Raw genomic sequence first — 7,127 nt, 5'->3', positions numbered from 1 at the left:
CGGAACCTCAATCCTTCACTTGGCCTGAGGGGAGCCTTGAAGTTAATGAAAACCATTGGCAAGGCGCTGTCCACTGGCAACAGAGGGAGAGAGCTAAGCTAAAGCTCGGCGCTGTTGGCCTTTTGGCGACAAGCTGGCAGGAAGAGAGTCTGCTTTCTCAACTCACTCCATGTCCAAAATCCAACCCCTGAACCCAGAGCGGATCGCCCAGATGGCCGCGGGAGAGGTGATCGACTCGCTGGGGGCTGCTCTGCGAGAATTGCTGGAAAATGCCCTCGATGCCCGGGCCACCCGCATTCAAGTGGAGATCTGGCCGACTCGCTGGCAGGTGCGGGTGGGGGATAACGGCCACGGGATCCCGGCTTCGGAGCTGGAGCAGGTGGCCCGTCGCCACACCACCAGCAAGTGGGACGGTCGCAGCCTGGGATTTCGTGGGGAAGCCTTGCACAGCCTGGCCCGCTTGGGATCCCTGGCTATCCAAACCCGCCACGTTTCTGATGCTCACGGCTGGCTGGCCGCCTACGACCGACAGGGGGAGCTGATCCACAAGCAGCCGGCAGCCACTGCCTTGGGAACGGTGGTCACGGTTGCGGATTTGTTTGCCGACTGGCCTCTGCGCCGTCGGGCCTTGCCCCAAACTCGCCCGCTCCTGACCCTGGTGCAAAATGCGGCCCTAGCCCATCCCTGGGTCAGTTGGCAGGTGCATCAGGAAGGGCAATTGCTGCTCAGCCTCTGGCCGGGAAAGTCTCTGCAAGATCTGCTGCTGCAGGTGTTGCCGCAGGTGGATCCCTCAGATCTGCGCTATCGGCGGATCCAGGATGGGGACAGCGATTGGGAAGTGGTGCTGGGCCTACCGGATCGCTTGCATCGCCCTCACCCCGATTGGATCCGCGTGGCCGTCAACGGCCGGTTTGTGCAGATGCCCGACTGGCAACGGCTGATCCAGTCGGTTTTTCACCACGCGTTGCCTCGCCACCGTCATCCACTGGTGGTTGTTCACCTGCGCCTGCCCCCAGAGCAGGTGGATTGGAACCGTCATCCTGCCAAAAGCGAGCTCTACCTGGAGAATCTGACGGCCCGCCAGGAGCAGTTGCGCCAACACCTGCACTCCCTTCTGCAATTGGGATCCGAGCAGGCCAGCCGCCGCTCTGTGCATCTGATCCGGGCCAGCGAGGCCAAGGTGGTCTATCGAGTCTCGCCCGATCTCCAGAGCCGTTTTCCTCCCTCTGACCGCCCAACTTCTCTCCTGCCCCCCCTCAAGGCGCTGGCCCAACTGCATCGGACCTACATCTTGGCAGAGCACCCCCAGGGGTTATGGCTGGTGGAGCAACACCTGGCCCACGAGCGAGTTCGCTATGAGTACATCCAGCAGCATTGGCAACTGGTGGCACCGGCGACGCCCGTAACGCTGCAAGGACTATCGCCCCAAGCCCTGGAGCGGTTGGAGCAGTTGGGGCTGGAGCCAGAACCCTTCGGCCCCAATACCTATCTCATCCGACGCATTCCTCTGGCCTTGGCATCGGAAGATCCAGAGGAGGTACAGGGATCCCTGCTGGAGCTCAGTGGTTGTCAAGATTTGCAGGCAGCCCAGGTGGCGGTGGCCTGTCGAGGGGCTTTGCGCAATGGGATCCCACTGACCCTGGAGCAGATGCAAAAGCTGTTGGAAGCCTGGCAGCGCACCGCCAATCCCCACACTTGCCCTCATGGTCGCCCGGTCTACCTGGCCCTGGCAGAAAAAGATCTGGCCCGTTACTTCCGCCGCCGTTGGGGCCTCTGCGACCGGCCTATCTCCGACTCCAAACTGGGATCCCTATGGGAGCTGGATCCGCTGGGAGACAGGTTTGCCGCCCAGGTGCGCTCTTCTGCATCGGATCCCACGGACGAGCCCAGCTCCACCCCACTATAATCGGGGGTGTCCAACTGCTGAAACCCCTGAAACTCCATGGCTTCTTATCTCAAACTCAAAGCCCAAGAAGAGACCTGGCTGCAGCGCCATTCCCGTCTGATCTTGGCGATCTTGGCCAGCCTGGGATCCCTGCTGACGGCCTATCTCACCTACACCAAGCTGACGGAGCAGCCCGCCGCCTTCTGCACTGGGGATGGAGGGTGTGACCTGGTACTCTCCAGCCGTTGGGCAGAGTTTTTGGGGATCCCGACCGCGGCTGTTGGCCTGTTGGGATTTTTGGGAGTCTTGGCGCTGGCGGTGCTGCCGGATGGGATCCCACTGGTGAAGCGGTGGCGCTGGCCGGCCCTGTTTGGCTTGGTTTCCGCCATGACCGCCTTTGAGATGTACATGCTTTACCTGATGGTGGCGGTGCTGCGGCAATTCTGCATGTACTGCACCACCGCGATCATCTTGGTGGCAGGGCTATGGCTGGTGACCATGCTGGGCCACCGCTGGCTGGATGGGGGCAAGCTGGCCTTCAGCTACATTCTGGTGGCCTTTCTCACATTGGTGACCACGATTGGGGTGTACGCCAACCAAGTTCCCCCGCCTAGCCCCCTGGCGGTAGGGTTAGCAGCCCACCTGCGGCAGATCGGCGGCACTATGTACGGTGCCTATTGGTGCCCCCATTGTCAAGATCAGAAAGAGCTGTTCGGATCGGCTTTCGACCAAGTGCCCTACGTGGAGTGCTCCCCCAACGGCCCCGGCACTCCCCAAGCTCAAGAATGCACAGAAGCGGGGATCACCAGCTATCCCACCTGGATCATCAATGGCCGCACCTACACAGGCGTTCGCTCTCTGGAAGCCTTGGCGGTGGCCTCTGGCTATCCGCTGGAAGAGGGCAGATAAACCCCTGGAGTCGGGATGAGGATGTGAACTCGGTTGCGCCCTGCCTGCTTGGCCTGGTAGAGCGCGCTATCCGCCTGCTGCAAGGCAGCTTCCGGCTCCAGGCGGTAGTCTTCGCTGAGCACGATCCCACCAATGCTGAGGGTAACCGGCAGGCTGCGCTTGGGGGAGATGTCAATGGGCCGTTTGGCGATAGCCTGCCGCAGAGACTCTGCGTAGCGACCGCAGCGGGGGGGGCTAAGCCCGGGCGTAACGCAAACAAATTCTTCCCCACCATAGCGGTAGAGCAGGCTGGAGGGCCGCAGTTGATTTTGCAGCCGCCCGACGATGGCCTGCAGCACACAGTCGCCAATGTAGTGGCCGTGGCTGTCGTTGATTTGCTTAAAGTGATCTACATCCATCATCAGCAGGCAGAGATAGCGGTAGCGAGCTTCCCCGCGGGCTCCCACCTGCTTGAGCAAATGGGGCAGCGCCTGATCCAGAGCTCGCCGGTTCAACGCCCCGGTCAAGGGATCCGTCAAAGACAAAGACTCCAACAACTCATTGCGGGCTCGCAATTGCCGGTTGGCCTGGGCCAAAGCTTGGGTGAGCCGCTGGAGACGTAACCCTGCCCGCACCCGCGCCCGCAGCTCCTCGGGATCGACCGGCTTGGTGATGAATTCATCCGCCCCCGCATCCAGCCCCTCTACCCGAGCCTCAACTTCAGAACGGGACGTGAGCAAAATGAAATAGACAAACTGCCCTGCGGCGGATCCCTTGAGACGGCGACAGAACTCTACCCCCGACATCTCAGGCATGACCCAGTCGCAGATCACCATGTCGGGCCACTCGCTCTCTTCCAAGCTTTGCAAGGAATCCCAAGCTGCTCGGCCGCTTTCCCAGCTTTCCACGTAGTACTGGGAGCCTGTGAGAACATTGATAATGTAGCAACGAACCACTGGGTCATCATCGACAACCCAAATGCGGGGGGTGCGAGCCGGAACAGAGCTCCAAAAGGCTTCTTCTGCAGGCCCAAGAGCCGAACCAGAAGGGTGGTATACAGAATCCAAGCCCTCCAGATCAAGGGATGACATAGTCTGATGACATAGTCTAAAGAGGAGCGCTCCATTGCAGCCAGATCCCAATCCTAGCGCCAACGGCTAGTTGGAACCAGAGCCGGGAGCGGCCAGACAAGCATGGTTGGAGGCCCGCTCACGGAGCGCAAGGTGCAATGCTTCCACAAACTGCCGCACTCGGATTGGGTCGATCATAGGAAAGGGATCCGCATAGCCTGCCGGCACGCCTGCGGAACGAGAAGACCGCTTCAGAGAACTGGCCACAATCACGCCATCTGCCCGTCGGATCAGGCTGCCGATGTTTTCGGCAGTAGCCCCCGAGCCGATGAAGAGCGGTACCTGAGGAGCAACTTTGCGGGCCAGCTCCAGCTCCTCCAGAAGGGGTGGCTTGCCGGTGGCCCAACCGGAAAGAATGATGGCATCGGCCAGGCCGCGCTCCACCGTGTCGGTGATGGCGGCATCCAGACTGATGGGACTCAGGGGCTGAGCGTGTTTCACCAGCACATCGGCGAAAATCTTGATATTGGCCCCCAACTCGCGGCGATAGCGCAGCAGGCGGTGGGCATTCCCCTCGATGATGCCTTGGTCGGTTACCATCGCTCCGCAGAGCACATTCACCCGGATAAACTGCGCTCCTACAGCAGCGGCAATGGCCAGAGCACTGTAGCCATCGTTGCGCAAGACGTTGATCCCAACCGGCAGCGAGACCAGGGTTTTCAGCCTCTGGACGATGACGGTCATGGCGCTGACCACCGCTGCATCCACCCGATCCTTGGCAAAGGGGGCATCGTAAAAGTTCTCGACGAGGATCCCGTCTACCCCTCCTGCAGCCAGGGCAGTAGCTGCCTGTTCTGCCTGAGCGATCACCCATTCCAAGTCCCCCCCCCAACGGGGTGAGGTGGGCAGCGGCAACAAATGAACCACCCCAATGACCGGATGGGGGGTTTTGAAGAGGTGTTGCAGCAGGTTCACCGGCAAGCTTCCTCAGGGATCCCTAACGATCTTACGCCTGGATCTGACCCACAGGGGTATTCTCTGGGGGAAGTGTAACATCAGGGCTGGGGGGAGAAGAGCGGGCTAGGCCTCGGAGCAATTGCGGCACCATACCCGGCCCTTCGTAAACCCAGCCGGTGTAGACCTGCAGCAGGCTGGCTCCCGCTTCCAGTTTCTCCAAGGCGTCGGCCAAGGTGAAGATGCCCCCCACTCCGATGATGGGCAATTTTCCTTGGGTGGAGCGGTGGATGTAGCGGATGACTTGGGTGGAACGCTCCCGCAAGGGGGCACCGCTGATCCCGCCGGCTTCTGCAAGGATTGGCCTAGACTCCGCTGGTGCGAAGGGGATCCCGTGGCCAGGTAGGAAACGGGTCTTCAGGTTATCGCGGCGCAGGGTGGTGTTGGTGGCCACAATCCCGGCCAGTTGATGGTCTTGGGCCAGCTCCAGGATGCTGTCGATGTCGGGCCAGTCCAGATCGGGGGCGATCTTCACCAGGAGGGGTTTTCGCTTCTGATTTTCCCGCTGTAAGGCAGACAGGATGGGCTCCAGTTGCTCAGCAGCTTGCAGGGATCGCAGCCCCGGCGTGTTGGGGGAGCTGACGTTGACCACAAAGTAGTCCCCCAGCTCCTGGAGCAGCTGGAAGCTGGCCAGGTAATCGGCAGCCGCTTCTTCTAGGGGGGTGATTTTGGCTTTGCCCAGGTTGATTCCGATGGGGATGGGACGTTGGTGTAGCCGGCGCAACCGTTCCGCCAGAGCCGCCGCCCCTTGGTTGTTAAAGCCCATGCGGTTGAGGGCGGCGCGATCTTGGGGCAGTTGAAACAGGCGAGGTTTGGGGTTGCCCGGTTGGGGCTGAGGAGTGATGGTGCCCACCTCTACAAAACCAAACCCCAGGCTGGGCCAGACGCCCAGAGCCAGGCCATCTTTGTCGAAGCCCGCAGCCAATCCAAGGGGATTGGGAAAGGTAAGGCCCCACAGCGACACCGCTAGCCGGGGATCCCGGTAGCAAAACAGTCGCTCCAGAGCCGATAGGATCCCGGTGGCCTGGGTGGCATCGATCCAATGCAAGGCGCGCAGCAGGCCCATCTTGACCGCTTCCGGGTCGGCTCTCAGCCCAGAAAAAAGCAGAGGCCACAGCACATCTCGGTACAGGTTTACCACAAGGATTTCCTACGGGTGGGAACCCATGGATTTTGGATTTACTGCTAGGTCAAGAGTCATTCCCTATTGCCAGGCAGCGCCGATGCCCATGGTGGGGCATTCAACCGTGACCCCCTTGGGAAAGCTATCCCAGATCTTGGTTGCATTGGCCCTTTGTCGAGCGCTGCTCGAGGCTGGCTCCCCAAACTGCCCCCAACAGCAAGGTTACCAACAGGTGGATGCGGCCATCCAACATCACCACATCCAAAAGCCCTGAGGCAAAAAACGCCGTCAAGGCCAGCAGCATCCCCAACAGGACGCTTTCTTGCGAGCGCCGCCAAGCTTGCCATCCCCGCGCCAAAATCCAGCCCCACAGGATCAGATGGCCCAGCAACAGCGGGATCCCACCCTCAGCCGCCAGGTGCAGGTACAAATTGTGGCAATGGCCCAGCAGCTCCGGCGGATCTTGAGCATTGTAAAGAGCGGCAAAGCTTTGCCAGCCCCAACCGGTCAAGGGCCGCTCCTGCACCATCTGCAGGGCGAATTGCCAAGCATCCAGCCGGTTGGCGGTGGAACTAAAGTAGAGCGCTTGAGGATCGAAGGTGTCTGCCAGACGGCTCCAAATCAATCGGGGCACAACAGCCCGCCAGCCCGGCCAATCCCAAGCAGCGGCCAAACCGGCCAATCCCAGACCGGCCAAGATCCCGATCCCCCACCAACAGCGCCGCAGGGCCAGCCCCATCATCAGCGCCAGCCCCCCCACTCCCCAGCCGTTGCGAGAGGCTGTCAGCAGCAACAAGAGGGATCCCAGCCCCAGCACAGCTCCCAGCCCTACTGCCTGTGGCCAGTCTCTATCGGCTCGATCCAGCCACAGCCCTGCCGCCAAACACAGGTGGATCACCAGGTAGATGGCCAGCGTATTGGGGGAAGTAAAAGCTGCCGCCGGTCGCTCTCCCCCGGCAACCCCCGTGATCCAAACCGGCCCCCAGAAGAAGTGCCCCTGCCATCCCCACAGCACTTCTCCCCAACCCAAAAGCAGCATCAGCCCGCTGCCCAGCACCAACACCTGGGCCAACCGCCGACGGCCCACAGGACAGGACTCCGTCCCGCTGACGCGAAAGGACTCCGTCCCGCTGACGCGAAAGGACTC

6 protein-coding genes are annotated in these 7,127 nt (G+C 61.3%); 2 read left to right on the top strand and 4 right to left on the bottom strand.

The window, feature by feature from the left end:
- The first annotated feature begins 169 nt into the window (after window positions 1–169).
- Both mutL and NW838_RS05325 read left to right on the top strand, forming a co-directional pair.
- Window positions 170–1,906 (top strand): DNA mismatch repair endonuclease MutL, encoded by a 1,737-nt coding sequence (gene mutL / locus NW838_RS05330; protein WP_414427636.1) that lies wholly within the window; start codon window positions 170–172, stop codon window positions 1,904–1,906.
- Between the two features lie 36 nt (window positions 1,907–1,942).
- Window positions 1,943–2,794 (top strand): vitamin K epoxide reductase family protein, encoded by an 852-nt coding sequence (locus NW838_RS05325; protein ID WP_414357079.1) that lies wholly within the window; start codon window positions 1,943–1,945, stop codon window positions 2,792–2,794.
- Here the strand turns inward: NW838_RS05325 and NW838_RS05320 are convergent.
- From NW838_RS05320 to NW838_RS05305, 4 genes are all read right to left on the bottom strand, one after another.
- A complete protein-coding gene (locus NW838_RS05320; RefSeq protein WP_414427635.1) occupies window positions 2,770–3,864 on the bottom strand; it encodes a diguanylate cyclase in 1,095 nt (364 codons plus the stop codon). The genes NW838_RS05325 and NW838_RS05320 overlap by 25 nt on opposite strands.
- A 66-nt stretch (window positions 3,865–3,930) precedes the next feature.
- Window positions 3,931–4,818 carry a photosystem I biogenesis protein BtpA gene (gene btpA / locus NW838_RS05315; protein ID WP_414427637.1) on the bottom strand — a complete coding sequence of 296 codons (888 nt, stop codon included), beginning with the start codon at window positions 4,816–4,818 and terminating at the stop codon, window positions 3,931–3,933.
- Window positions 4,819–4,849: 31 nt separating this feature from the next.
- Window positions 4,850–5,998 carry a quinone-dependent dihydroorotate dehydrogenase gene (locus NW838_RS05310; RefSeq protein ID WP_414427634.1) on the bottom strand — a complete coding sequence of 383 codons (1,149 nt, stop codon included), beginning with the start codon at window positions 5,996–5,998 and terminating at the stop codon, window positions 4,850–4,852.
- Window positions 5,999–6,122: 124 nt separating this feature from the next.
- On the bottom strand, window positions 6,123–7,127 hold a 1,005-nt coding region (locus tag NW838_RS05305; protein ID WP_414427633.1), incomplete at its 5' end, for an O-antigen ligase family protein.

The sequence above is a fragment of the Synechococcus sp. R55.2 genome (assembly GCF_047462075.1).
Classification (GTDB): domain Bacteria; phylum Cyanobacteriota; class Cyanobacteriia; order Thermostichales; family Thermostichaceae; genus Thermostichus.
The sequence above is the reverse complement of the archived record's forward strand: the minus strand, read 5'-3'. Positions and strand labels throughout refer to the sequence as shown.